This is a genomic window from Akkermansia muciniphila, assembly GCF_040616545.1.
Lineage (GTDB): Bacteria > Verrucomicrobiota > Verrucomicrobiia > Verrucomicrobiales > Akkermansiaceae > Akkermansia > Akkermansia muciniphila_E.
In genome coordinates, this window is record NZ_CP156688.1 from 2,800,025 (window position 1) to 2,824,756 (window position 24,732).

Annotated in this window: 23 protein-coding genes; 4 read left to right on the forward strand and 19 right to left on the reverse strand. The window is 55.6% G+C overall.

Features of this window, described 5'->3' with window-relative positions; all coding sequences use genetic code 11:
• Nucleotide 1 precedes the first annotated feature (1 nt).
• The 18 genes from ABGM91_RS11340 to ABGM91_RS11425 all read right to left on the reverse strand — a co-directional run bounded on the left by ABGM91_RS11340 (nt 2) and on the right by ABGM91_RS11425 (nt 12,185).
• Nucleotides 2–814, reverse strand: coding sequence for a hypothetical protein (locus ABGM91_RS11340; RefSeq protein WP_354832415.1), 813 nt, complete (start codon nt 812–814; stop codon nt 2–4).
• Between the two features lie 12 nt (nt 815–826).
• On the reverse strand, nt 827–2,938 hold the full coding sequence (locus ABGM91_RS11345) for a hypothetical protein (protein ID WP_354832417.1): 2,112 nt from the start codon (nt 2,936–2,938) through the stop codon (nt 827–829).
• 127 nt (nt 2,939–3,065) lie between these two features.
• Nucleotides 3,066–3,281: a hypothetical protein gene (locus ABGM91_RS11350; RefSeq protein ID WP_354832419.1), complete on the reverse strand. Its 216-nt coding sequence runs from the start codon at nt 3,279–3,281 to the stop codon at nt 3,066–3,068.
• A 188-nt stretch (nt 3,282–3,469) separates the two neighbouring features.
• Nucleotides 3,470–3,868: a hypothetical protein gene (locus tag ABGM91_RS11355; RefSeq protein WP_354832421.1), complete on the reverse strand. Its 399-nt coding sequence runs from the start codon at nt 3,866–3,868 to the stop codon at nt 3,470–3,472.
• A gap of 4 nt (nt 3,869–3,872) precedes the next feature.
• Nucleotides 3,873–4,229, reverse strand: coding sequence for a helix-turn-helix domain-containing protein (locus tag ABGM91_RS11360; RefSeq protein ID WP_354832423.1), 357 nt, complete (start codon nt 4,227–4,229; stop codon nt 3,873–3,875).
• The gene (locus ABGM91_RS11365; RefSeq protein ID WP_354832425.1) at nt 4,226–4,789 is read right to left on the reverse strand and encodes a DnaA/Hda family protein; all 564 of its coding nucleotides are present in this window, start codon (nt 4,787–4,789) and stop codon (nt 4,226–4,228) included. Before ABGM91_RS11365 ends, ABGM91_RS11360 begins: the two co-directional genes overlap by 4 nt.
• Nucleotides 4,790–4,848: 59 nt before the next feature.
• Nucleotides 4,849–5,598: a hypothetical protein gene (locus ABGM91_RS11370; protein WP_354832427.1), complete on the reverse strand. Its 750-nt coding sequence runs from the start codon at nt 5,596–5,598 to the stop codon at nt 4,849–4,851.
• Nucleotides 5,583–6,134, reverse strand: a complete 552-nt coding sequence (locus tag ABGM91_RS11375; RefSeq protein ID WP_354832429.1) for a hypothetical protein — start codon at nt 6,132–6,134, stop codon at nt 5,583–5,585. The genes ABGM91_RS11370 and ABGM91_RS11375 overlap by 16 nt, the downstream gene beginning before the upstream one ends.
• A gap of 1 nt (nt 6,135) precedes the next feature.
• Nucleotides 6,136–6,927: a DNA adenine methylase gene (locus ABGM91_RS11380; protein WP_354832431.1), complete on the reverse strand. Its 792-nt coding sequence runs from the start codon at nt 6,925–6,927 to the stop codon at nt 6,136–6,138.
• Between the two features lie 384 nt (nt 6,928–7,311).
• Nucleotides 7,312–7,776: a hypothetical protein gene (locus tag ABGM91_RS11385; protein ID WP_354832433.1), complete on the reverse strand. Its 465-nt coding sequence runs from the start codon at nt 7,774–7,776 to the stop codon at nt 7,312–7,314.
• Complete coding sequence (locus tag ABGM91_RS11390; protein ID WP_354832435.1) at nt 7,733–8,233, reverse strand: hypothetical protein; 501 nt, start codon at nt 8,231–8,233, stop codon at nt 7,733–7,735. The genes ABGM91_RS11385 and ABGM91_RS11390 overlap by 44 nt, the downstream gene beginning before the upstream one ends.
• Nucleotides 8,234–8,263: 30 nt before the next feature.
• Nucleotides 8,264–9,436, reverse strand: coding sequence for a DUF2800 domain-containing protein (locus tag ABGM91_RS11395; RefSeq protein WP_354832437.1), 1,173 nt, complete (start codon nt 9,434–9,436; stop codon nt 8,264–8,266).
• A gap of 17 nt (nt 9,437–9,453) precedes the next feature.
• Nucleotides 9,454–10,347, reverse strand: coding sequence for a hypothetical protein (locus ABGM91_RS11400; protein ID WP_354832439.1), 894 nt, complete (start codon nt 10,345–10,347; stop codon nt 9,454–9,456).
• Nucleotides 10,348–10,420: 73 nt separating this feature from the next.
• Nucleotides 10,421–10,861, reverse strand: a complete 441-nt coding sequence (locus ABGM91_RS11405; RefSeq protein WP_354832441.1) for a hypothetical protein — start codon at nt 10,859–10,861, stop codon at nt 10,421–10,423.
• A 12-nt stretch (nt 10,862–10,873) separates the two neighbouring features.
• Nucleotides 10,874–11,080, reverse strand: coding sequence for a hypothetical protein (locus tag ABGM91_RS11410; protein WP_354832443.1), 207 nt, complete (start codon nt 11,078–11,080; stop codon nt 10,874–10,876).
• Complete coding sequence (locus ABGM91_RS11415) at nt 11,077–11,295, reverse strand: hypothetical protein (RefSeq protein ID WP_354832445.1); 219 nt, start codon at nt 11,293–11,295, stop codon at nt 11,077–11,079. The genes ABGM91_RS11410 and ABGM91_RS11415 overlap by 4 nt, the downstream gene beginning before the upstream one ends.
• A gap of 99 nt (nt 11,296–11,394) precedes the next feature.
• The gene (locus ABGM91_RS11420; RefSeq protein ID WP_354832447.1) at nt 11,395–12,009 is read right to left on the reverse strand and encodes a hypothetical protein; all 615 of its coding nucleotides are present in this window, start codon (nt 12,007–12,009) and stop codon (nt 11,395–11,397) included.
• Nucleotides 12,006–12,185, reverse strand: coding sequence for a hypothetical protein (locus tag ABGM91_RS11425; RefSeq protein WP_354832449.1), 180 nt, complete (start codon nt 12,183–12,185; stop codon nt 12,006–12,008). Before ABGM91_RS11425 ends, ABGM91_RS11420 begins: the two co-directional genes overlap by 4 nt.
• 131 nt (nt 12,186–12,316) lie before the next feature.
• Between ABGM91_RS11425 and ABGM91_RS11430 the strand changes: the two genes are divergently transcribed.
• From ABGM91_RS11430 to ABGM91_RS11445, 4 genes are all read left to right on the forward strand, one after another.
• Complete coding sequence (locus ABGM91_RS11430) at nt 12,317–12,697, forward strand: hypothetical protein (RefSeq protein WP_354832451.1); 381 nt, start codon at nt 12,317–12,319, stop codon at nt 12,695–12,697.
• A gap of 179 nt (nt 12,698–12,876) precedes the next feature.
• Complete coding sequence (locus tag ABGM91_RS11435) at nt 12,877–13,203, forward strand: hypothetical protein (RefSeq protein WP_354832453.1); 327 nt, start codon at nt 12,877–12,879, stop codon at nt 13,201–13,203.
• Between the two features lie 157 nt (nt 13,204–13,360).
• Nucleotides 13,361–14,182 carry a S24 family peptidase gene (locus ABGM91_RS11440; protein WP_354832455.1) on the forward strand — a complete coding sequence of 274 codons (822 nt, stop codon included), beginning with the start codon at nt 13,361–13,363 and terminating at the stop codon, nt 14,180–14,182.
• 183 nt (nt 14,183–14,365) lie between these two features.
• Complete coding sequence (locus tag ABGM91_RS11445) at nt 14,366–14,866, forward strand: hypothetical protein (protein WP_354832457.1); 501 nt, start codon at nt 14,366–14,368, stop codon at nt 14,864–14,866.
• A gap of 49 nt (nt 14,867–14,915) precedes the next feature.
• Here the strand turns inward: ABGM91_RS11445 and ABGM91_RS11450 are convergent, their stop codons facing one another.
• On the reverse strand, nt 14,916–24,731 hold the full coding sequence (locus tag ABGM91_RS11450) for a hypothetical protein (RefSeq protein WP_354832459.1): 9,816 nt from the start codon (nt 24,729–24,731) through the stop codon (nt 14,916–14,918).
• Between the last annotated feature and the right edge of the window lies 1 nt (nt 24,732).

Sequence of the window (24,732 nt, forward strand, 5' to 3'; positions counted from 1 at the left end):
GTTAAGCGATAGATAGAATTTTAAGCTGGAAGGTCTTGATAAAGGCCGGATAACGCGGGCGGCCCATCAGCGCATTGCAAGAATTGTAGCCCTGCATGGTCAGGCGCATGGTCGTATCTCCGTCGATAAAAGCATTCAGCCAGGAATGAGTGGAGCCGTCCACCACCCGGCAGGACCACGGCCACGCCACAGAACTCACCGTCTCGCCGCGTCCATGGCCGTTCTTCTGCCCCTGTCCCTTGATATGAGCCCGGCCACTGCCGGAACCGGACAGTGTGAAATAGCATCCAGCGCTCTTCTTCTTCTGGCCCTTCATCCATTGCAGAACTAACCCTGTGCCGGGCAAAAACGGCAGGGAATAACTGCGGCTGCCGGAACCGTCCTGCTCCCGGATGGAAAGGGGCGTGTCATCAATCACAGGAATCACGGCCTTCACCTCCACGGAATCCCCCGGACCTACAGCATGCAAAGACGCCCCCTCGTCCGGGTAAAACAGGAACACGCCGTTGGACTCGAACATCACGGAAGGCAGCGCGTTGAAGGAGGATCGCACCATGTACCGCTCCCCGCCCACCGTCAGTTGCATGTACCTCTTCGGCGTCACCAAGTCCTGCACGGCCGCCACCGCATGCACCCAGTAGGCCCACTCCAGCGTACCCTCTTGCGGCAGCTCCACCGTCAGCCGCCGCATGCTGGACGTATCCTCCGGGTAAAGCTGGTTATCCCCCAGGCAGACGTGGCTTACCGCCAGATCGCCCAGGCGGACGTTCTCAACAAAGCTGTTCACAAATCGCGTTCCGTTGGTAACTCTCATGGTCGTAATGATTTAGGATGCAACGCTTGCCGCCATGATATACAGGGTCTTGGCATCCCTGGCGGTCAGGTCGGCGTATTCCTCCCTGGTCAGCACCTCGATGCGCTCCACCCGCGGAGACTTGGGAATGTACCCGGCCAGCTTGCCGTTGACGCTATCCGCGGTATCGTAGCCTTTCCCCTCAACCCAGCTCTGCGTGGCGTAGGGCTTCAGCTCTTCCGCCACGTGCCGTTCCGTTTCCCCCTTCGTATAGACCTGGGATTTGTCGTAATAGAACTGGGACAGGTAATCAGCCGTCTGCGCCGCCGTGGGAACTGCGTTGCCTCTGGCGTCCGCCGCCGTCCCCTCAATGGGATTGCCCAGCGTGGAAGCCAGATAGACGCCCGCCAGCAAGGAGGCGGTCGCGCTCTCCAGCTCCAACCCGCGGTCCTGACTCTGCGTGAACTGTCCGGAAGTCACCACCCCCATGAAGTAATCCGTGCTGGTGAAATACTCCGGGTGCTCGGTCATAGCCGCCGCCAGCCAATTCATGCCCTTGCCGGACCAGTAGGAGGGTCGCTGATGCTGGAGGGCCCCGCCATAAAGCAGGTTGTTGGCAAGCTGGTGGTTGGGAGTGGACCCCACGCCGTGCTGGTAGGGGATCGGGTTCAACTGGCCGAACTCACTGCCCAGCCGTACCACGCCCGCGTCCAGGAGGGTGGCCCAGCGCACGGAAGCCCGCCCGTCGGCTCTCAACCCGATGCAGGCATTGTCCAGCGTCTGGTTGATGGACGGCTTGATTACCCCGAATCTATTAAAGGAGGCAGGCTCTGCGCGCATGCGGCCCGAAGCGTCAAAGCCAACGGCGCCCCCGTCCGCCAGGACTCCCTCCAGGGCCGGAAGCGTGGCCCCAGGCGTCGTGAAATCTGCATGAGGCACAGCCATCTGGCCGGAAGCGTCATTGCCCACCGGGGCGCCGTCGGTCACGGGATGGTCAGTACCCAGCCTCACCAAGCCGTAAATCTCCGCCGTGGCAATGTCATTGGCTTCTCCAATGCACACCCAGGCCGCCGTGCCGTCCGGCTGTTCCAACCACGCGTACACCTCGTAATAGCTCTTCACTTCGGGTTCCGCCCCCTCGTTCGCCGGGGGAATCTCCACGGAAACCGGAACGTAGTAGTAATACCCGCCGTTGCAGGTCTCCCCGCTGGTCGGAATCTCCGCCACGCTGCCCACGACGATGCGCCGCACCTTGGCCCCGTCAATGCCGTCCCGTCCGGCGGCGGCAAGGCCCGTGTCCTCATACTGGCCCGTCAGAACATTCCATGTGCACCAATGGCCCGCAGCATTCACATACGGGCTGTGCCCGTCTTCCCCGGCGGCGGAAATCTCCGTATCGTCCCATGCCTGTGTCTCAACGTTCCAGATCATCCACGTTCCGGTGGCGGAGAGCTTCGGGCTCTTGCCGGGATCGCCCGTCACCTGGTAGCCGGTATTGCTGCCGCAAATCCACCACGTGTTGGTTTCCGGGTTCGGCACAATGGCAGACGTAATATGCCCTTCCACCTCCGCCAGCTTGGCGTCCAGTGCATTCAGCTTGCCCAGGGCATCCTGGGCCTGCTTCACGGCTTCTTTGGCGTCCTGCCGTACCTGTTCCATTTCCTTGAGGGCATCCTGGGCCTCCCTGGCGGAATCCGCTGCATCCTGGGCCGCCCGTTGCGCATCCGTCACGGCCCGCCATTCCAGCATGCAGTGAGCTGCCGCGTTGCCCGGCACCCTCACAGCCAGCCGGCGCACCTCCGTGTCGTCCTCCACGCGGGCAAGCTCCAGGTTGGTGCCCATCACGCCCAGCCGCCCATAAGCCAGCCGCAAGCGGTCTCCGCCCTCGCTGGTGGCCCGCAGCTCGTACAGATACATGCCCGTTTCCACGGCGGGGAACACGATCATCAGCGTGTTGCCGCTCTCCGTCTGGGTAATGTCCAGGGCTCGTTCCGTCCCGTCCGGCGACGTGAGGACGCCGTCGAAGGTCACGTTGTCCAGCACAAGAGCGTTGCCGGAATCATCCGTGAAATCCAGCCTGTAAGTCGGCTGGCTGCCCGCCAGCACGGTGAAATTCTGTTCCGCTCCCAAAAAGTCAAGGTTCATATCCCCATCATGTGGAACCGAAGAGCATCCGCGCAAGCGTGACGGTGTCACATGGATGGGGAGAACAAAAAACACGCCCTGCCTCCAGGAAGAAGCAGGGCGCGGAATAATTGGCTACTAAATACAGTTATGAATTCCAGGGCTCTGTGCTAGCCCTAAGACATTCCCCTGTTTTCGGGTCTTGCCATTCTATTTTTCTTATTGGCTTGCCGTTTTCATCTTCGTCATATTTCTCTAATTTAAGAACAATTTTCCCATTTTCCTCTATGAACGTAAGTTGTAGAGGTTCGGTATGTTGTCCAGATGTTACCCAAAAGGGTTTATTAATTTTTATGGCTTTCATTTTTAATGAATTACAATAAGTGCATAACATCCACCCGGCACTTCCGAGCTTCCGCTATTCAACTTATTATCGAAGCCTTCCCATATTCTTCAACAAACTTTCTGAAAAAACTTTTGCCAGCATGCCAAAAACAAAAAAGGGCGGCCACCGAAATGACCACCCTTTTTCCCGCAACTCTCCTAAACTCACTACTTTGCCTGCGGTTTCACCAAGGGTTCCCCCCTGGCTGCCTGGATGATCGCCTGCCGGAACTCGTCATCCGCGGAGAAATTCATGTTCGACTTCTCTAGCCCATAAATCTTAGCCAGTTGCGCACGGGCCGCCAATCGGTCACGGGCAGGGAGAGCCTCATTGCGGCTGTCCTTCAGCAACTCTGCCGTCAGCTCCCGTTTGATCATATCCACACTCGCCTTGTCGGCGGAGCGCAAATCCTCCAGCAGCTTGGCCACCTCCGGATTGGTCAGCGTCTTCTTGGCATTCTTTCCCGCCGTCTCCCGGCTCGACCCGTAAATGCGCATGTAGGCTTCCACGTGGTCTTCCCCAGCAGCTACGGCATGGGCCAGTTCGTATTGTTTCGTATTCAGCATGGTTCTATTTCCTTTCTGGTTGGGTTATTTTCTTGAGAAACTTCTCTGTATCGGCCATCCACCCTTGCAGGGTAATGGTGCCGCTGGGCGTCAGTTTGTACATGCCCACGGGCTTTCCATCGCGCTTTTCAACCTTCTTTGACACGAGGCCGCAGCGCATCAGGCGACTCAACTGCTGGCGCAACGCCTCGAGCGAGCAGGGGATGATGTCAGCCAGCTCTGAAAGCGTCATGGCTCCCAGCAGTCCCAGCATCCGCATCACGGAGGACATGGTGGGCTGAATCGGGGGCGTCACGCTGCAAGCGGCACAGTCTCCGGCCAGCACAATCAGGTGCAGCATTTTCCTTTCTTCAATGTTCATTCTTTTCCCTCCCTTCTGCGGTATCGTTCAAAGCAATAATCCGGCGCATTCTCGACCTGGCATACCACGTTATTGCCGCGATAGAGGCGTGAGGCAATACGGGCATCCAAATGTTCCCCGATATGCACCGGCAGCAGATTGGACGTGAGCATGGTCCATTTCCCCAGCCTCCCATCTACAACACGGTTCAGGGCGGAAAGAATGGGAGGCGTGGTATTTTCGGCACCGATGTCATCCAGAATCAGCACGTACACCTCTTTGACCAGGTACTCCACAAATGCCCAGTCTCCGGAACGGAGCATGGAAACCACCTTCTGCCACTTCCAGAACTGGATAGGCAGCGAAGGGCGCTCTTTGAACAGCGCATCCCTGGCAGCCTCCGCCAAGTGCGTCTTGCCTATACCGGAGGCCCCCAGCAGGGACAGCCAGCGACGCGGACGAACCTTGTTCACAACGTCGTTGATGAACCACTGCACTTCCCGGTGCATGGCTTGGACCTCCGGATGCACTCGCTCGTCAAAGCCGCCCATGTCATAACGTACAGGCTTGTAGCTGCGCATAATCCCGTCTTGGGATGGAACCAGGGAAACTTGCCCTGCCAGATGTTGAATATCATCCATCATTCGTATCTCCTTCCTGCGTTGGCGTCATTCCGCCCAGACGGGCCTTGTTGCCGCCCATGCTGCACATTGTTGGTAGCCCAGGAGCGGGCATACTTGCGGGCTGCGGGCTGCCAGTTGGCAAGCGGGATTCCCTTGCTGTCCCGCCAGCCGCGGGCCGAGAAGTCATCGAAGAACGACTCTGCACACCGGATCAACTCTTCTCCTTTGGGTTTCATGAGCTGCGCCGCCATAAGGAGCCGCACTTCCTCCGCGTTCCGCGGGAATTGCTCTACACTCCGTCTTACAGGTGGTTTGTTCGCATCCGCATCCGTCTTCGTATCCGAATACGCATTCGCATAAGTAACGGGTTGAGGCGAATCGTTACGACCTGTTACGAGTTTCCGCAGTTCGTATTTCTTCTCGGAAACTTTCTGCACCTCGTAACCGTCCGGAAGCGGCCATTTGGGGCTTGTCTTTCCCTGCTGTCCAAACCCCAGAATCATCAAGTATGGCTTCCCGGCGTGGGAATAGAGCAGAATAAGCCCCGCAGCCTCACACGCGGAGAGGCAGCGTTGAATATTGCACTCGCTCATCTTGTCGAGTTGGAGGGGGTACAGCGCAGAACGCAGGATGGGAGGTCTGGCGTCATAAAGGCCGTAATCGTCAGCGACGGACATCAGGCGGCGGTAAAACACCTCTTCCTCCCATGAGAGGGAGGCGACGCGCCCGGAAGTCAGAATAGCATCTCTGATCAATCGTGTTGGCATATCATGCTGTCTCCTTTCCCTTCCGTCTCTTTTGCTTCTGTTCCAAATGCAGGTGAGAACTGTATTTTTCTGCCTTGGACAGTATTGATTTTTAGCGGCTTCTGGATGTACAGGCATGCGGTCAAAAGGCTTATTTCCGCGGCATAATTTGCTTCGGGGAATGCTCTGCTATACCGGATTATCCGCACCCGTCCACCAGGGAGGACATGCAGCAATCCCCACCGTTCCGGCAGGTCATCTTCCGTGATAATTCCAGGTTCGCAAATGTAATAGCGGCTGTACCCCATACCCTTTTGGGGATAGATGCGGAACGGCTTTTTGAGGTCTGCCCGGAAGTCCTCCCGGCTCGTTTTCGCTTCGACAAGGACGCTTGCACGCCCCTTGAATCCTATTGCATCGGGTTTTTCATTCGTGATGATACAATTCGGTTCCGCGATCGCGACAGGGCAGCCTTGAGAGCCCATGAGCCAGCGTTCAGCAATTTCACAAAGTTCCCGGTGTGTCCGCGGGATTAAAGATGTTTGTTTACGCGCCATATCAAAAAAGTGTCAGTTGGGGGTTGTAGTTCATCCACAGGCATTCAATCCTCTGCGAACGTCGCATACTCTCCGTAGCCTTCTTCTCTACCCTCCAGCCCTGAAGCATGGAGGCATAAAGGCCGTTATCATAGCCGGACAGAACAACTTTGCCTTTCAGCCCTGTAACAAGACGCAAAAGCCGTTCATGATCCCCATGATCATACTCAAAAGCATAGCGGCCGTCCTTTGTCCGCGTCTCGTGCATGTAGGGAGGATCCAGATAAAACAGGGTATCGGGAGAATCATACTCCCGGATAATATCCAGCGCGCCCTGCTTTCGGATAGTCACGCCCGACAACCGGACATGAGCCTCCGCCAGCAGATTGGGCAGCCTTTGCCACTTGCCGACAACCCGCCCGCAACTGGCATTCCGGTCTCTCCGGAATCCTGTTTTGCGGAACATCCCGTCGCAGGAAACAGCCATGAACGAGCAAACAAGAAACTTCCTCGCCCGCTCAAGCTCATCCCCGGACTTGTCCTGGGCCGCCAACTCATACTCCCGCTCTGAAAACGGAGTCATATTCACCTGTTCCATCAGCTCTACATAACGATCGGAACGAATAACGCGGAACAAATTCACCACATCATCATAGAGATCATTGTAAACCTCAATCTCCACAGGAGCTTTGTTCAGGAGGGCGGCCGCAGAACCTCCGTATGGTTCGACATAGATTTTATGTTCCGGGAAAAATGAAACAATCCAGTCGGCCAGCCTGTTCTTGGCACCAAGGTATCTAAGCACGGCTTTCATTTCTCTTCCTTTCTATCCTTGTCTTTTTGGCGTTCCGCTGGCGCATCCCCAGGTCAAGTCTGTTGTGGCAACGTTGGCAAAGAACGATTAAATTCGGATATTCATTGTTTTCCGGCTCGTCAATCCACATGCAATGATGCACAGTGAGGACAACACGGCTCCCCGTGATTGGGTGTGGCTGGTGGTTCATCGCTTGGCAAAGTTCACACCTGTTCCCGGCGCGGGTACGTTCTTTGAGGCTGATTTTTCGCCAGTCGGAAGGGTATTTAGATTTGTCCTTAATTGGCATCACTCCCCCTCCTTTCTCGGCTCCCAAAGCCGTTTTTCGATTGTTGATAGCTTGAGGGGCTTTCTGCACAGCGGGCATTTAGGCGTGGTCATTGCTCAAATTTCCTTTCTATTTGCATCCACAAGGATGCGATCATAAAAATTGATAGCCAGATAACCGGTCCTTGCCCGGTCACGGATGACTTTGACGCCCAGGAATTCAAGGTGCCGGTCATCCATACCTATGGCTTGGCAAATCCCGTCCATGTAGGCTTTGCAGACAGCTCCGCAATTATCTCCATCAGGGCCGCGTCCAGTCTGGAAAAACCAGTAAATGCGGTAGGCGTTGGGGTGCATGGGCAGCCTCTTGGCTCCGGCCTCAATGGCCTTGAGCCTTGCCAGGCCGCGGGCTTTCTTCTTGGCGTCGGTTTTAATCTGGTTGGCGATTTTTGCCCCCCTTGCGGAGAGGGGCATGTTGTTATTAGGATGCAGCGCTTTATCCGGATGACGGAGCACGACAGACAACAGCAGCTTGTTCTTATAAACCTTCATCATCGTCGTCTTCTCCTTCCTGTTCTTCATCCGGGAAATCAAATTCCGGCTGGCTGTCATCCGGCAGCAAAGCAACGCCTTCGCCCTTGACCTTGATACTGCCGCTCATGCTGGCATCCGCCCGGCATTTGCGGTAATCAACCTTGACGGAAAAGCTCATGGACAGCGGCACGGCGGCCTCAATGGCCTCTTGCCTGATCTTATCGTACTTCTTGAGGTTGCAGGACTCCACTACGGCCCTGGCCACGGCGTCAATCTCGCCCTGCAGCTTTTCCGCGTGAGGGTCTGACGGTGCATCCTCGCATGCCGTGAGTACGGAGGGCTGGACGAGTAGGGAGGCGTACCGGGCGGCCAGCTTTCCCTTGCCCGTATAAACGCGGCGGTCAGGGTGCTGGCAGACGTTTTCCCAGGCCCCGGAAAAATCGGCAAAGGCCAGGATGTTTTCTCCCACGGACGGGACCAGATAAACTCTTTTGATTTTTTGCATAGTATGAAATGGTTGATGGTTAAAGAGGTGTTATTGTCCTATCTCCTTCACGGAGCCCTTCGTGGTTTTCGATTCGCCATACTCCGCCAGCAACTGCCGCAGCCATTCACGGCTGCTCTTCGTGGTTGCCTTCGGGTTTGCCGCCTTGCAGGCTTCATGCACCAGCTTGTCCAACTCCGTGATTCCCACCTTGCAGCAGCCGGCGAATGCTTCCGCCGTCACCACTTCCGGGAACTCGGCATTCAGTGCGGAAAATGCGCCGGAGGGGTCCGTTACCGTGAAGCTGGTGCGACCGGGGCCCATTTCAAAGCCAGGAATCAAGCCGGCGGCCACATCCTGTTCAAACCGGTATTCCGCTGCCGCTGCCCATTTCTTCGCCGTCTTCGCCAGGCGGTAAGCCTGGATCTTTTCGTCAGGGGAAAACAGCTCCCACTTATCCCGGTCCGTAGCGATCAGGGCCGCCTGTTGCACCATGGCCGCAGCTTCGTGGCACACCGCCTTGGCCCGGCAATACCGGCAGGCTTCCTCGCTGCAATAACGCGGAGCGTCCGGGTCCATAGCTGCCTTGGCGACGGCAAGAGACCTCTGTTCAGCCTGGTCAATCGCCTCGGCATCGTAAAATGCAACGGATGCCGGACCAGCCACGCGCGGCTGGATGATGGCCGCATAAATACCTTGATGAATGGCATTGTCATTATGCTCCTTTTGGGCCACCAAAGGGACAAGGGCCTCAAGCTGGCGGTTGGCCTCGGCGGAATCAACTTCCACACGGCCAAACTTCCAGTCTGCTACCATCATGAAGCTGGAATCGGGGCAATTCACCTCAAATAAGGCGTCCCACTGTCCGGAATAGTACGCAGTCCCGAACAGGTTGCGGTAAAACACTCTTTCTTCCGTAGAAACCAGATGAAATACGGCGCCGGGGTTGTCTCTCTCGATCATCTCTTTCACCCCATCCAGCAGACGCATGGCTCGTTCGCAAAGCTCCACCTGTTCCGCTGTCAGCGGGGTTCCTTCCCAAGGTTCGCCGGTCAGCAGTTGCTCCATGTAGGCATGTAGCAAGGTTCCTTCGGAGGCCGCATCAGAACTTTCATCCGGGCATGCTTTCTCCATCGTGAAGGAGCCGGGACACAAGGCCAGCCGTCCAAATGCGGAGGCGGAGGGTAGCCCCTGGCGGGGGTCGTAAGCCGATAATATATCCATACGTGTTCGTCTCCTTTCTATTGCGCTTGAATTTTAGCCAGGACTGCCTGCATCTCGCCCAGGTTCCCCAGGCAATCTTCCAGTTTTGCTGTAGTGAGCTTCTTCCAGCTATCTACCTTGCCACCGGATGCTTCCTTGAACACAGCGTTCAGCTCTTCTTCCGTGCAGGAAAGGGCTTCCATTAACCGGATGTGAGGCGGGGGAACTTCCATATCGCCTTGACCAGGAACCTCTGCATTGCCAACTGCCGCAGGAGTGTCAGGGACTTTCTCGGCATCCACAACATCACCCTTGGGAGTCTCCTTGGATTTGAACAGGGGCGGTTTAATATCTGGCTGGCTCTTGTCGGCCATATCCTCCGCTTCTCCTTCCACCCTCAGACCAAGGAGTGCTTCCGGGCAATTCGTCCGGGCGAAAAACGCCGCAGCCCGGTACTGGTACATTTGCTCCGGCATCGTGTTCCACTTGTTCCCCCACTTTTCAGCCTTCACCATCTCCGGGGTAATCCAAGTGCCGAAAACGTCCATGCCATTTTTGAGTTTGGCACACATCCGGACGCCTGCCTGAAAATCCTGCCTGTTGCGGTATTCAAACCAGGTAGAAGAAAACTTCCCGCAGGCATTGATAGCAGCAATAGCAAACTGTCCAGACCAGGACGGGCGCCCCTGAACCACGTAAAGGTTCTGCATAATCATCAAGGGATCCATCCGCAGCCGTAGCGCGGTATTCAGGGCAATGAAGCAGGAGCCGGGGTTATTTTGGTAGGTGGTTGGCACCATGGAAGAGGAAGCAAGCATTTCGGCGGCTTGCATCGCCATCTGGAACTGTTCGCCGCTGGCAAACGCACCCAGGATGGACAATTGCTGTCCTTGCTCTTGTAGCGTCAGAGATTCTGTGTTAGGTGTGGTCACGTTATTAGTATTCTATTGGTTAGTTATTGGTAACAGGCCGGGGCTCGGTTGCAGCCGACCCCGGCCACTTGAATCAGTCTTCGCATTCCTCGCATACGCAGCCAGTGAATCCGAGCATGGCCGCAATGGGATTCATCTGCCTTTTCATTTTTTCCTTTTGTTGTTGTTCAAGGAACAAACGAACACCTTCTCCCATGGTTTTTGCATTGCGATCAAAGCACTCGTTTGCTTTGAGGAGAAAACCGCAGGCTCCAGTCCACCCGTAAATCTTGGTATTCATCCCATTCGATGCAAACACCTCATTCGCGACCCTGAATATTCGCCTAGTTGTATTGTCTCCTTCGATGAAGGCGGCTACTACAACGCGCCCATCGTAACGGCCAACCAGATCCACGACATGATCAATCGCTTTCTGAAGTTCCTCTTCTGTGACGAGTGCTTGTTCAGCAGCAGGGTTATTGCAGGCTTCGTCCGGCGTGCAGGTCTGCGTATTCTTTTCTTCGGTATTGTCCATTGTATTGGTTTTCTATTGGTTATTGCTTTCCACGATCCGCGTGGAGCGGGACGGTTTTGCGAAGCCGTCAAAAATTTTCGGGCAGGATGGCGTGAACCCGGAATGCGGGGACTTCCCGGCCTTCAATTCGGCATTGTCTATTTCCACGGCCAGCCAAAGCGATAACACCATGAACAAGCCACTTGCAGCCGCAGCCAACATTTCCAGCAGCGTCTTCATTTGCTCATTCCTCCTTCTCCGTATTCGCGGAGCAGCGCCGTGCGGAACTGCTTGCCGTGCACCTTCAGCTTCCCTTGCTTACCCCAGTTCAACGTGTCGATTACATGCCCCTTGGCTTTTAGCTCGATCACCGTCTCCTTGATTTCGTCGCGGCTGGAGTCGTACATTCTGGCCAATGTTATGCAGCTTAAATATTCTGATTCAGGGTAGGTCATAGTATCTTCATTGTTAAAGCTCGTGCCAGCCGAGTAGCTTGAGCACTTCGATCAGTTCTTCTTCAATGGTCATCTTTGTTAGAATTGAAAGGTTCCTAGTTATTGGTTATCCTTCTCGCCATGTGGGATTTCCTGACAAGGCTTGACTGGTCCAGGCTCGACTGGATTAACATTGTGGGAAATACCATTTCCGGGCTTCTCGTCGTCGTAGGAACCGCTCTCATTGCCATCTTTAGAAAGCAGCTCTGGAAAACGCTTGTACGCCTTGGCAAGTTCTGCCGTCACACTGCGATTGCCTTTCGCCGCAAACTCCACTTCCTCCTGCGCATCCGCTACCACATATCCTATTTGCTCAACCTCATCCCTAAGCACCGCAAGCTCCTTGCTGATTCCAGGAACACTAAGCTCCAACTGGAACAATTGCTTCTCCAACACTCCCAGGAAAGCACGAGCCTCACAGAGCCTCAACTCCAGCTCCTTCCAAGAATGGTTGGATATGGAGTCAATGGCATCAGACTCTCTAACCTTGCGAAAATGCTCGAATGGCATTGGGATTATACCGAAGCTATTGCAACTCAACTTGAAGCTATTGGCTTCATCCTTTGCAGCCGCTCCGTAGAAGGAACTCGGTGCTGGATTAAACAAAGGGGGCTGGAATACCTCATCCGTAATGGTATTCTCACTCAAAGGGGGATTGCTAAAAACTGACTTCATGCCGCGGGCTTCTTGGGTTCAGTTTTCTTCCGGACTGGGGGAAGCCCGCGCCTTTTGAGAATGTCAAGGAAGGCATCTTCCGGTGCCTTCCCGGATTCAACGCACTCTTGGATAAGTGCCTTGCTTGCCGCCTTGTCTGCGGCAATTTTTTCGATGGGGATTTTGATTTCGATCATGGTTGTAAATCGTGTTTCTGGTTTCTGTATTACGAAAAAAAATGTATCTGTCAACGATATTTTCAAAATATTTTGTATGACGTTCGCAAAAAGGACTTGCAGATTACTAAAAATCTCGTATTGTTAAGGGCATGGACGCCCTAAAGCAGGAGATTCAGGAATGGCTCAAAGTGACCGGGAAAAGCAGGAAGTGGTTAGCAGATCAGCTTTTTGTTGACAAACGAACTGTGGACGCATGGCTTTCTACTGCTGGTAAAATTCCTCCTGCCAAAGCGGAGTTGATTAAAAAGCTGATGGAGCCATTGTCTCCAGGCGTGACTGGTGAATGCCGTGGTGCCCTGGACCTTGTCCTGAAACTGGACGCTGAAACCTACGGCCAATTTGCCGCCTGGGCTGCTCAAAGCGGATTTGAACCTACGGCGGACGGTATTGCCAAATGGGCCGTGCAGGTGGCTCACATGGCAGGGGAACAGAGCTCCCGATCTCCGCGCAAAACACAGGGCACGGACTAGGGTTCTCTCACAGTGGGTTGTGTGGTGGTGTTGGGTTGTTATCTTCATAACTTGGTTTTTTATTGGATTGCGAAAACATTTTTTCTCTCATATCTAACAAAAGTCAATAAATATTTCTCGTTGGCGAAAATATCCAAGAAAAGCCTTGCCAAGATTTCCTGTATGCGAAAAATGCACTCATGGATGACCTCAAGGCTAAAATCAGGGTTTTCTTGCGGGACACCCGCATGACTCGGGAAGAACTGGCAGAACGGTGCGCTGTCAAAAAAGGCATGATAGACAAATGGCTGTCTACAGTCCCTATCCCCGCTGACAAGCAACGGCTGCTGGACAACCTCATTGATAGCCACTACGCCAAAGTATACAGGGAAACAGACGTCCATATCAGAGTATCTAATGAGCGTTACCGGCTTATCCAGATTGAGGCTGCAAGACGGGGGTTGACGACGGAAGAATGGCTTGACGCTACGTTGCATCTGCATACTGCCATGCCATATCGAGGATAGCAGGATGCTTCGGGGAAATCTGTTCCGTGATGGATTTGTTCGCATGGGGTCAATTTGCGCTTTTCGCACATATCGGTCAAGATGATTATGCGGAAGCGTCTAGTTATTGTCTGAATTATGTGTTGACAATTTGTAATAATCGCATAATATCAAGGCCATGAGGGTAACTAAAAATGAGATTAAAAACTGGATGAAGGAGAACAATCTTGAGCGGGCATGGCTTGCAAAAGAGTGTGGCGTTAGTAAGGCAACGGTGGATACATGGCTGTCGTCAGATCGGGGGGTTCCCTCTAAGGCTCAATTGACTATTCAGACTCTTATTTTCAAAACCACCGGAAAGAAGGAGTACGGGCCTGAATTCCACCGTGAAGCTGAAATGGACACAAAGTTCCGGCTACCCGTGGAAATAGACATGGCTACCCTGCACAAGGCCGAACAGGAAGCGTTCCGTCGTGGCATGAAGCTCTCCGAGTATTGTTCTCTATCTGTAAAGTGGTGTGCCAACCAGCCCCAAATCAACCTTGGAGAGAAAGAGGAAAGCAGTCATCAGAGCTATTTCCGCACAGTAAATCCTGTGCCTGCTCAAGAGGCAGAGGTCATCGGTAATATTGCAGCAGGCAATTTGGAAGAAGGAGATACGATACCTTTTATGATCCGTACAGACAGGCCGCTAGGCAAAGGAGAATATGCGTTGCGGGTCAACGGGAAATCCATGGAGCCTAAGATCATGGACGGATCTCTCATTATCGTGAAGAAATATACCGTCCCTCCCATACCCAAAGTAGGAACGATTGTGGAGTACAACGATGAACGCGGCGTCACCCTCAAAAAACTGGGACGCCGTAAAAATCCGGAAACCGGCAAGATGGAATATGTTCTCAAGCCTATCAATCCGGAGTACAAAGATATTATACCAATGGATGGAGGACGTATATCAGGAATCTATGTAACAACCTTGACGAATTGGAGCAGGATATAACTGGTAAAGTACCTTATTCAGTACATGATTATATAGAATTATCACGGAATAATGATTTTAAGACTTGCATCTTCCGACGGAGAAGTCATTATTTCCTCGCATTGTTAGCGTGTAGCCCTCTTGGCCTTCGGGCCGGAGGGCTTTTTTGTTGTCTTCTTTTCAAGAAATGAATAGCTTTCTGGTATGCCTATCGGGAAATTGTTTACTTATTCTTGCTCTGCCATAGCATTGATATTCACCTCTTGCGCTGTTCATACTCCGGAACCTCCTCTTCAAGCGCAGTTTTTCAAACAAATAAATGGGAAAGATAGGAGTGTTGCTGCTCCTCCATCTTCGACTTCATCGGAGCCATTACCTTTCGTAATGGAGAATGTTAAAAGTGAGCTAAGAAACGATGGTTGGAAGGTTATTGTAAGCGGATTTACTAACGATAATACAGGTGTACTTAATGCAAAAGCTCGTTATACACTTATTGGACATCAATCAATTGATACAACAACGCCGCTAAGCCTTGGAGAAACCTATATCAAAGACCCGTCTATATTGAGACTTATGAGGGGTAGAGTTCTTCTCACTTTAGTAGAGAATAGAACAGGGGAAGAAGTTATGCGCATTGGAGGGCCTGCTTCAAGGTTTAATAGTAAAGACTTAATCCGACAAATGCGTGAGCATACGTCTCATTGAGGCTTGAATACCCCTCTCCGGCATCGAACGGGGAGGGGATTTTTTATTTTCACTCCGCCAGCTTGAACCCTGGCTTGGACAAATTCGCCACCCCTGCCACGGACAGCAGCCAGGACGCCACGGAATCAACCGCCTTGTTTCGGCTCCCGGCGCCCGCTCCGGCCACATAAGCGGCTGCCTTGGCATCCAGCAGAATCAGTTCCGCCCAATCGGCAAACGTCATCTCCTTGTCTCCGGTGACAGCCTTCCACGTATTCTTGACCGCCCGGTGAATCGCGGAATAATCAATCACTCCGGACGCGGTGCCCACGTAAATGCGCTGGCCAGTCGCCTGCTTGTAGGCAAACTCCACCGCCGCGCCCAGCATCGGCACGCCGCCAATCATGGCAACGGGAGCTCCCAGCATGGCGCCGAACCATCCGCCGTTCTTCTCCCACTCGTCTTCGTCATCCAGCAAGGCGTGCCACAGGGCAATCACCGTCTGTTCGGCAACGGACATCACCCCATATAGAGCAAGAGCCTGCCCCCAATTCCCGGAGCTCACATGGGAGACGATCATCCCGACCTTATTCAGCACCTCGGAACTCATGAAACAGGCCATCTTCGCAAACTGGCTCGTGGAAGTCCCCAGCATGCTCTTCTGGCTTTGCGTCAGCGGCTGGGCCACCAGCTCCAGCGCCCTGGTCACGCTCTGCATGCACAGGGCGTGCATCTCGTCCTCCGTCATCGGGGCGCCGGTCCTTCTGCCGGCCTCCTCCAGCTCGGCCCACTTTGCATTATACAGGGCAGCCATGGACACGGCATTGCTCCACACGTCCATCTTCTCAATAGCCCTCATGCCAGCCATGGAAAACCGAATCGCTCCGGTGTAATTCTGGTCGGAAGCATACCCCATCAACTGGCTCACCAGCTCCGCCTGCGCGTCATTGGTTCTCACCCGGAAAGCCTCCGTCCTCATCATCTCCATCACTCCCATGTGTCCGGTCATGGACATCGTCTGCCCCAGGTGCAGCAGGAAACTCCCCATGCCCACCTCCCCGGCAAACATCCCGTGCATCAGGCCGCTGGTCTGCTTGAGCATTGTCAGCACGTTCCAGGACAGTAAGGCCACCGCCTTGGCGCTCTGAAAGCGGCTCGTCGCCTGGGCCCCGGCCAGCAGGGCTCCCCCTTCCATCACTCCGGCTCCATCAATCACGTCCAGCCAATGCCGCAGCGAATCAATCCCGTGGCGTCCCATGTGCTCCTTCAGGGACGCTGCCGCCTCCTTGTCCGCCAGAATGCCGCGCCAGCGGGAAGTAATATCCGCCGTGCAAATATAATTCTCTACCTCGGCGCTCGCTGCCTGGAACACGGCCTCGCAATCCATATTCCACGCCAGATGCAGATTGTGCTTCCGCCTGGGAATCAGCATCCCGTACTTCGCCCCGCCGGCCACGGCATTCGTCTGCTCACCGAAGGACGCCTTCGTATCAAGCTTGTGGTCCGCCCGGAACACGGCCCGGAAATAATTCTCCACCGCGGGGAAGGGAACCCCCTCCCGCTCCTCATACACACGGGCCAGCAGCTTTCCCTGCCGGTTCATCAACTCCCGCAGGCCATAGCCATACGCCAGCCCTTCGGCGCCAACAAACTCGCGCAGGCGGGCAACCTCCGCCTCCCCGATGCCTTCATTCCGCATCGTCTCCACGTACTCGGCCTGCTCGTAAAGCAAAATGGCATACATCGCCTGGGCTCGGGAAACCTTCAACGTCTCTCCCTTCCTGCCCGGACGGACCACCTCCGCCTTCGCCGTAATATTCTTCCGCCTCCTGGCCCGTCCGTCTCCGGCCTTCACCAGCGCGTCCAACTCGGCAAGCTGCCGGCGCATCTCCGGAATAAGTGCTTCCGGCACGGATGCCTTATCATCAGAAAGACCCCGGTCATTGTACTCCTTCTTGATCGCCTTGCGGCGCTCCTCCCTCTCCTCAAAAGACAAACCCACCCACTCGCGGGCCTCGGCAATCCTCACCGTGCGTTCCACCTTCACCAGCGGATTCAGTACCACGCCGGAATCCCCTGTCTTCTTGAAATCGGAAAGAACCCTTGCCACATCTTTGGTGCGCTGAACGCCAAAACACCGCTTGACCAGGGCCGTCACCTCCCGGTCCCGCTCATGCTTCATATTCCTCAACGCCACATTCGCCTCGGCAATCGCAGTAACCTCGGCATGTGCCAGATCGCGCAGGGCGGGAATCTTCTTCCACCCATTCAACATTTGGGAATAAGACTGCAAACCGTACTTCAAGTACTTGGCTACCTTCGTTTTCGTGGACGCCTTCGCATCCTCTTCCGCATCACGCCCTCCCTGGGGAGTGGCCTGCCCGAGCCCTTCCACAATCTTCTCGGCCTTGAACTTCGTCCGGCGCCTCTCCTCGTCCAATCTGGCGGACCAGGCCGTCCGTCCTGTCGTGATAAACTGGGCAAGGGCACGCATGCAGGCGCGCGTCTGCTCCAGTCCCATCCCGGCCAAATATCCGAACGTGTGCCAATCCTTCAATTCCAGCTCGGCCGCATCCCGTTCCTCGTCGGTGGACTGGTTGCTGGAAAGCACGCCCTCCAGCTCCAGCATCCGCTTCTCCTTCGCCTCCTGGTCCGTATTCATCATGGCGACGATCCCGTGCAGATGCTTGTAATCCTCCGCACTCAACTTGCCCTTGTTGAACTTCCCGCTGGCCTTCTTCGTCGGCTGCACGGCCTTGATGCGGGCAACCATCTCCGTCCGCATCTGGTCGATGGCATACCGGTCCGCCTGTTCCAGCGTGCGGGCCAGCAGCTTGTCGATCACGGCATCCATGCGCTCGCTGGTATCGTCCATCAGCGTCTCCTTCTTCAACTCCTCGGAAAGCCATGTCTGTCCGTCCTCCAGACGGGTGGCAAGATTCTCGGCGGCTCTCATGTAGGGATAAAGGCCGAATCTGTACCCCTCCGGCAGCGTCTTGTAAATGGAAGCCACCACGGCCATGACCCTTCCGAACGCCTCCGCTCCGTCCCCCTGCTTCACATCGTTGGCCGCGCAAACCCGGCGCCATGTCTCCAGCGCTTTTGCCGTCTGGCCGCGCAGCAACTCCAGACGGTTCTTCCGCGCTTCCCGTTCCAGCGTCACCCAAATACTCTCTTCTGTAGCAAGAGAGAAAGTTGCCTCCGGATCTGTGTAACCCTTCCACGCGCCACCTGTACTTTCATCCGCAAACTCCGTGATCTTGATGTCATTCTCGTCAAAAATCACATAGTTATACGTCTGTTGCAACTTTCCGCGGGATAGGCTGTCTGCGTATTTAATCCCCTTGATTCCAGCCTCCAGTAAAGCCAGACTCGCCTCCTTTTTAGCATCCTGTTTAGTATCATCTCCTCCATCCCAGAAAGCGTCAACCAGCGCGACATAAATACCCTTGCCGCTTACATCCTCGCCACGGGCATCGGCCACATCCCTGGCATATTCAACGGCGTACCTCACCGCCTCAACCGGAGAGGAACTCAACAACTCTTCAACGTCGCGTTCCATGTACTCCCAGCCCAGCAAACTACCCTCATCAACATTCAGTTCCACTCGGTAATTGGACGGACTGCCAGCAGCAACTTCTATTTCATCCAGATGGTCAACCAAAAACTGACAAACTACATTATCTGCATCGTTCAGGTTTTTCGTATCGGGGTAATTTTTCGTATAATTCTCATTAACGCGTATATCCTCCCTCAATTTATCCTTAATGGCATCTATCTTCTTCCTATCTCCTTTAGAATCAGATAAATCGCCAAGAACGGCATACACCGTATCTAGTGCGCCATCCATAGCTACACGACTCGCATTTGGCGGAAGTTTGATTCTATCGCGTAACCCTCGTGCCATATCATCCACATTGGACGCCTCCAAATCCTTGAACCTCCATGTCGCCACATCCTGCGCAAACTGGTTCATGTAGGCTTTATTTACCTCCTGATGCTCCGCAAAATACAGTCCCCATCCATACGCCTGTGCTCCCTCGCCGTCTCCCATTTTCTCCGTGGTGAACTTCCTAAAAGAATGAGGGGAGGCATGCAGGGCGGTAATGGAAAACGTCACGCCTGGTTCGGTGATGACGGCATTGGCCGCCTCAAAATGCCCGTCCCGGAACAAGCCCTGTTCTTTTGCCGAGACGATGGAAAAAGAAACATCCGGATTCTTAAAATTGAATCTCTTGGAAAGAGGTATAACCCTCTCTTCATAATTAAACCGGTAGGGAATCCGGGAGTACTTCTTCTTTTCACTATCCCATTCTCCGAGATCGTGCCCTTCATACTTTCCATTTTCGTCTCTTACCTCTACAAGATCATAAGTAACAGGGTCCAGCAGCTTGCGGTTATTCTTCGTATTGCGATAGGCATAATTCACCCCGTCATCGTACCCCCACTCGCAAATATCATCCCCGTTCCAATACACATTCTTGATGGACACCCTGTGTGAAATGATCCTGTATTTCCCATCCAGGCTGGACTCTCCGTGTTCGCGGGCATACTCCATGGAGGGAGTTACCCAATCGCCGCCCCGGAAATCATCTTCCTTAATGTCACGGGGGATAGCCCTGTACATGGCAATCGCCGGTACCTTGTTGTTCTTCCCCTTTTCCACAAGAGACCTCCTTTGCTCCATAGCATGCCTCACGGCGTACAAGGCATTCATGTGAGCATTATCCCAGCCCAGTTCAAGATTCCGGGAGGAATCAAGAATCATTTCTTCCGGGATGATTCCGAACCCATCCGCCATATCCAGCAAGCTGACTTCCCCATTCTTCTGCCGTTCTTGCGGAGTATCGCCGGATTTGCTCGGCGCCCTGTGGTCCATTTTCCAGCTATCATCTACGACATACCCCTTTGCCTTGGCAAACTCATTCACCATGCGCTGGGCTTTTTCCATATCGTTCTTCTCGACGGCTTCTAAATACTCCAGGTCAAGTGCTTTAGTGTTGATGGAAAACGTTGCCGGAACAATGGCGCCGTCGTCAAACCGGCATTCCACTTCATTCACATTGACAACACGCGCCCCTTGTGGTAAGGAAAAACCATCTCCCCCGCCAGCGGATTGGGACGGCAGAGCGGCCTTGCTTGCTGATCCTGGACCTAGGCGCGCGGTGCCGCTATTCGCGTTTGCAGGTTGTCGCTCTGCAAGGGGGAGCTTCTTTCCCAGTGGCTTCTTGCCCTGCCGCACTGGATAAGCCGAGACAATGGAATAAAACCCGTCCTTCCGGTCCAATTGCAGCAGCATCCAGGAAGAAGGCTGCCTTCCCCTAACCAGCAGCTCACGCCCGGGCGCCACCTCGTAAAGCTCGCTCACATTCGCCAGAATGGAACTGATATAGCGTTCCGGGGAGCGGTCTTGCCAGAAGGAAAACCCGCGGGAAGCCAGAATGTGGGTCAGACCATAGCCGCGATGTTCCCCAACATCGGAACCCACCAGCAGCCGCACCGGCATGGCGGGCTGCCCCTTACGACGCGGAATCACAAACCAATCAGGACTTCCGTCTTCCCGGGTGACGAACGTCTCCGGCGCCAGGACAGATCCGGAACTGTCCATGGCAACCACGGAAAAAGTCGCCCCGGAAACGGGCACATGCTCGAACGGATTCACTTCACTCGTGCCGTCCCAGGCAAGGGCGCGGTCATGAAGGCGCAGCGCCGGGTCATGGGACTGCCACGCCCCCTTGGCTCTTTCCAAATCATGAATGGCCGCATTCAAATCTGCGTCCGTCTCCAGGCGGATGCCCATCCTGCCCGCCAAATCCTTCCGCCGGCTGATGCCCCTGGACTTCTTCAGGAGGGACAGGCGTTCGGCAATCAGGGCAATCCCCCGGGCCGTAAAGCGGGCCACCTTCTCGCAATCCTCCTGCCAGGACGTATCGTTGCCGAACAAATCAAACGCCTCACCCTCCCGGGACTTCTCCGCAGCCACCCGGTCAGCCTCCTTCACATAGGCTGCCACGTAATCCCACGGCTTCCCCTTCTCGCGCAACTGCAGGGCAAGCATCTGCCCCGCCTCCGTTCCGGACAAGTGGCATACCTTCCATGCTTCGTTATCCGTAATCACCCCGTTTTTCAGGCGGGTAAACACTTCTTCCCCGGCGAGGGTGGCAATATCCCAGCCCATCACATTGGCCGACCCGGGGCGCAAATACCCCTGCGCCTCCATCTCCTCCCGGCTCATTCCGGAATTCCTGACAAAAAAGGCCACTTCCAGCGCGGACGCCTGGCCGTCCAGCATATTCTGGCCGATGTCGTGCATCTTTGCCCAAATGGCGTCATGTGCCTCATCTTCCTGATAAACGTAAGCCGGAATAAATTCTACCCCGTCTCGTACGGCCAGATCGAACCGGTGCCGTCCGGTAATCACATGCAGGGCTCCATCCCTGCGCCGCCAGACGGAAACGGGCTGGGCATCTTCCCGGAACCGTCCCTGGAGCTCGCGCCCCTTCACGGCTCCGCGTTCATTATGATCTCCCTGCTTGAACTGCTCCACGTCCGGAGCCAGGGCCAGGGAATCCACCCGCACCTGGGCAAACACGCAATCCGGAGCCACCCGCACAAACGCATGGTCGCGGAACCCAGCGCCAGCCTCTTCATCGTGTTCGGCATCTTCTCCCACCCCTTCCAGGGCGCCTCCGGCATCCTCCACCAGCGGAGCGGGGGAAGCTGGATTCCCGGTAATGCCAGTCACGGGATCAGTCCCCTCCTCTTCTTCCGCGGTATCTTCCACATCCTCCGCGGCATCCATCTGCGCCATGGACTCTTCCAGCGCCTCCAGCTCACCCAGCGTCATCGTGGAATCCCCCGGAGCCCTCCGGGAAGCAAGGTCCGCATGCACCATCTCCACATCCAACCTCTGTGTGGCATCCATCCGCGCCTGGCGGAAAACGCTCTCCGTACTCGCGCCCACGGCATGCAGCGCGTCTGCCAGGCCGCCATGCTCCTTCATAAATTTCTTTCCTTCATCTCCCGTGGCAAACTCGTTCCACTGCTCGCCCATGCGCATGATGCGGGCAGAATCCTCCAGATTCTTCAGGGCAAACTCCGCCGTGTCCTTTACCCACTGGGGCACAGGCAGGTTCTCAATATCGGCCAGGGAAGAAGAAAGGGACAGGCCGGAAAAACTCTCCACCACGTCCCTGACATCATGTGCCGGACCTTCATACGTTCCCAGATTCACTCCATACCTTCCCAGCACGGCGTCCGCCGCCTGCAAATGCTCCCACAAATCCTGCCAGTCCTTCCCGGTCAAATTCATGTAATGGACCAGGGCGGACTCCTGCACATCCTCCATCACGTTGGCCGTCCGGGCATGGCCTCCGGCGTAAAGCAGCAGGGAACTTCCCGGGTCGGCCGCCATCGTGAACCGGTGGGCGGCGCTGGCCGCCGTCGTGCCGCTCCTGATCTCCTCGGCCCTCTTCCTCGTTATCTCTCCGGAACGTACCCCCTGCTCAAGACGCCTCTCAAAAGAAGCTGCCAAATCGGCAATAGAACCAAGCTGCACCTTCTCCATTACCTCGGCGTCCGTCCTGCTTCTGGCCTCCTGGAGGGACACGCCCTCTTCCCGGACAATCGCGTCAATCCGTGCCTGGGCTCGGGCGGCCACATCCATGAACCCGGGAACGGTCATCCCTCCGGTTTCGGCGGCTGCCTTCCGGTACTCCGCAGGCGCTTCCTCGGACAACATATCCAGCGTTTCAATGAAATCCATCTTCCCGGCTTCTGAAACGACGGCATTCCCAAGGACGGCATCCTGCATCATGCGCACCCCGTTCAGATAGGCTCCTTGAAGAACTACTTGAATCAGGGCGTCCGTCTGTTCCTCGCTCATCTCCACGGTCCTGTCTTCCTCCATCCTCACACCGTTCACTTCGGCGCCTTCCCGCAGGCTCACTTCGTACTTGTCCGTTCCTTCCAGCTTGCGGATGCGGCCAATGCGGGCCTTCTCCAGCACCTTGTCTAGAGCGCCGGACATCTGGTACAGCCGGGCTTCCTCCCGGTCCGCCATCTCGGCGCCGGCCTTCCGCGCCCGTTCGGCGGCTCCTTCGGGATCCTTCAAAATATCAGACTCAAAATAACGTTGGGCCAGGGCGGCCTTGTGCTCCATCGTGGAAAAAGACGCCATCTCTTCGGCATGCCTCTTCGTGTACCCGGCCAGCTGGGCCCGCTGGGCGTCCATCACGAACGCCGCCACTTCCTGTTTCATCCTCGGAGCGTGGCCGGCGGCCATGGCCGCCACGAACAACGCGCACCCGCCGGACTGCTCCACATCCCCCATCGCCTGAAGCACGGGCCCCACCACCTCGAAATCCTTCGGCTTCACCTCCATCCCCGTCATCCCGGACAACTTCCGGGCCGTCCACTCAAACACCTCCCCGGCCAGGGGTTCCGCCCCCATCTCTTCCGCGTAGGCAAACACCGGGGTGGAAAGCATCTTGCCGGTTCTCGTCCCGGCAAAAAACGCGCGTCCCGGCACCTTCGCCGCCAGCCTTGCCAGTGCGCCGGAACCTGTCCTGGTCAGCAGCTTGTTAATCGCCCCCATGCGCCCGAACACGGAAAACACCCCGAACCCTTTTTCCTCCACCGTATTCCGCAGGCCGTTGATGGTCACATCCACCAGGGAATCTCCATTTCGGGAGGCGGCATTCCCGGCGTGGCCCATATCCCCGGCCAGCGCCAGGGCCCAGCCGCCGGGGGCCATGTAGGAAAGGCTCTGCCCGGTGATATTCCCGGCACCGTTAATCGCCTTGACGTACCAGGATGCGTCGGGACTCGTGCCCCGCATCCTTTGGCCGAACTCGTGCATGATGTCCTGCATCGTATTCAGCGCCCCGCGTCTTTGCTCGTAGCGGTCATAAAGTTGTCTCTGTCCGTCAAACGTATCCTTCATGCCCAGCGCGGACGCCACCGTATCGGAATACAGGTTTTCCACGCCTTCCATGCCAGGTATATTGCGCACAGCCTGAACCGCCTTCACGCCCAGGCTCTCCGCGCCGCGCACCGTGTCGGCAAAACTCCCGTACAAATTGCGCCAGAAAGAAGTGGAATCCGTCTGGTTCTCCTGAACCTTCCGGTCAACCGCGGTCATCAGCAGCCTCAATGCCTGCTGGTCCAGCACCTCATTACCATTGACATTCACCGTCAGCAGATTGGCCATGTCCAGAGCGTCGGAACGCCAGACATCCTCAAACCCGCGCCTCTTGACAAAAGCATACGCCCGCCGCGCCCGCATGATGGAATCGGCAGCCTCCTGCGGTCTCTCGGCATACTTCAACAAATCAGCAGGACATGCATCCCAGTCGCCTTCCTTCCCGGCTACGCAATCCACCATCCGGCGGGAAATCTCTTCCTGTTCCTGCTGGACTCTTTTCACCCGTTCCTTGTAGGCGGCATCCTCCACGCGTGTTCTCTCGGAAAAATCCTGCCACACAGCGCGGTGAGCCTCCCCCATGTCCTTGAACTGTGGGGCCTCTTTACCCTGCCGGGCCCAATACAAATACGGGTCGGCGGCCTGGTCCAGACCAAACAGGGAAACACACACATCAAGGCCCAGGCAAGCCTCTTCGTCCGGCGTGGCTGGGGCCTGGTAGCCTTCCGCCTTCACCAGCTTTCTGGCTCCTTCATCGGCGGCATCCCCCAGGGCCAGCGCGGAAAACACCTTCAGGCGGCTTTCATCGGGCCTGAACTCCGGAAGTTTTTTGGAACCCGGCGCCTGTCCCCAATCCTGCAAGGAAGGGGAAGCGGTATTCTCCTGCAAATGGTCAAGGGAATCGGGAACCAGGTTATAATCCTTCGCCTGCTTCGCCAGAGGAAAAAAATCTGTTTCAAACATG

Coding starts and splice junctions, on each gene's coding strand:
- ABGM91_RS11365 (WP_354832425.1), bottom strand. CDS start 4,789: ATGCGCAGCTACAAGCCTGTACGTTATGACATGGGCGGCTTTGACGAG.
- ABGM91_RS11360 (WP_354832423.1), bottom strand. CDS start 4,229: ATGAACATTGAAGAAAGGAAAATGCTGCACCTGATTGTGCTGGCCGGA.
- ABGM91_RS11450 (WP_354832459.1), bottom strand. CDS start 24,731: ATGTTTGAAACAGATTTTTTTCCTCTGGCGAAGCAGGCGAAGGATTAT.
- ABGM91_RS11420 (WP_354832447.1), bottom strand. CDS start 12,009: ATGAAGTCAGTTTTTAGCAATCCCCCTTTGAGTGAGAATACCATTACG.
- ABGM91_RS11370 (WP_354832427.1), bottom strand. CDS start 5,598: ATGCCAACACGATTGATCAGAGATGCTATTCTGACTTCCGGGCGCGTC.
- ABGM91_RS11435 (WP_354832453.1), top strand. CDS start 12,877: ATGGATGACCTCAAGGCTAAAATCAGGGTTTTCTTGCGGGACACCCGC.
- ABGM91_RS11350 (WP_354832419.1), bottom strand. CDS start 3,281: ATGAAAGCCATAAAAATTAATAAACCCTTTTGGGTAACATCTGGACAA.
- ABGM91_RS11410 (WP_354832443.1), bottom strand. CDS start 11,080: ATGAAGACGCTGCTGGAAATGTTGGCTGCGGCTGCAAGTGGCTTGTTC.
- ABGM91_RS11375 (WP_354832429.1), bottom strand. CDS start 6,134: ATGGCGCGTAAACAAACATCTTTAATCCCGCGGACACACCGGGAACTT.
- ABGM91_RS11425 (WP_354832449.1), bottom strand. CDS start 12,185: ATGATCGAAATCAAAATCCCCATCGAAAAAATTGCCGCAGACAAGGCG.
- ABGM91_RS11355 (WP_354832421.1), bottom strand. CDS start 3,868: ATGCTGAATACGAAACAATACGAACTGGCCCATGCCGTAGCTGCTGGG.
- ABGM91_RS11340 (WP_354832415.1), bottom strand. CDS start 814: ATGAGAGTTACCAACGGAACGCGATTTGTGAACAGCTTTGTTGAGAAC.
- ABGM91_RS11345 (WP_354832417.1), bottom strand. CDS start 2,938: ATGAACCTTGACTTTTTGGGAGCGGAACAGAATTTCACCGTGCTGGCG.
- ABGM91_RS11430 (WP_354832451.1), top strand. CDS start 12,317: ATGGACGCCCTAAAGCAGGAGATTCAGGAATGGCTCAAAGTGACCGGG.
- ABGM91_RS11395 (WP_354832437.1), bottom strand. CDS start 9,436: ATGGATATATTATCGGCTTACGACCCCCGCCAGGGGCTACCCTCCGCC.
- ABGM91_RS11380 (WP_354832431.1), bottom strand. CDS start 6,927: ATGAAAGCCGTGCTTAGATACCTTGGTGCCAAGAACAGGCTGGCCGAC.
- ABGM91_RS11445 (WP_354832457.1), top strand. CDS start 14,366: ATGCCTATCGGGAAATTGTTTACTTATTCTTGCTCTGCCATAGCATTG.
- ABGM91_RS11440 (WP_354832455.1), top strand. CDS start 13,361: ATGAGGGTAACTAAAAATGAGATTAAAAACTGGATGAAGGAGAACAAT.
- ABGM91_RS11405 (WP_354832441.1), bottom strand. CDS start 10,861: ATGGACAATACCGAAGAAAAGAATACGCAGACCTGCACGCCGGACGAA.
- ABGM91_RS11415 (WP_354832445.1), bottom strand. CDS start 11,295: ATGACCTACCCTGAATCAGAATATTTAAGCTGCATAACATTGGCCAGA.
- ABGM91_RS11385 (WP_354832433.1), bottom strand. CDS start 7,776: ATGAAGAACAGGAAGGAGAAGACGACGATGATGAAGGTTTATAAGAAC.
- ABGM91_RS11390 (WP_354832435.1), bottom strand. CDS start 8,233: ATGCAAAAAATCAAAAGAGTTTATCTGGTCCCGTCCGTGGGAGAAAAC.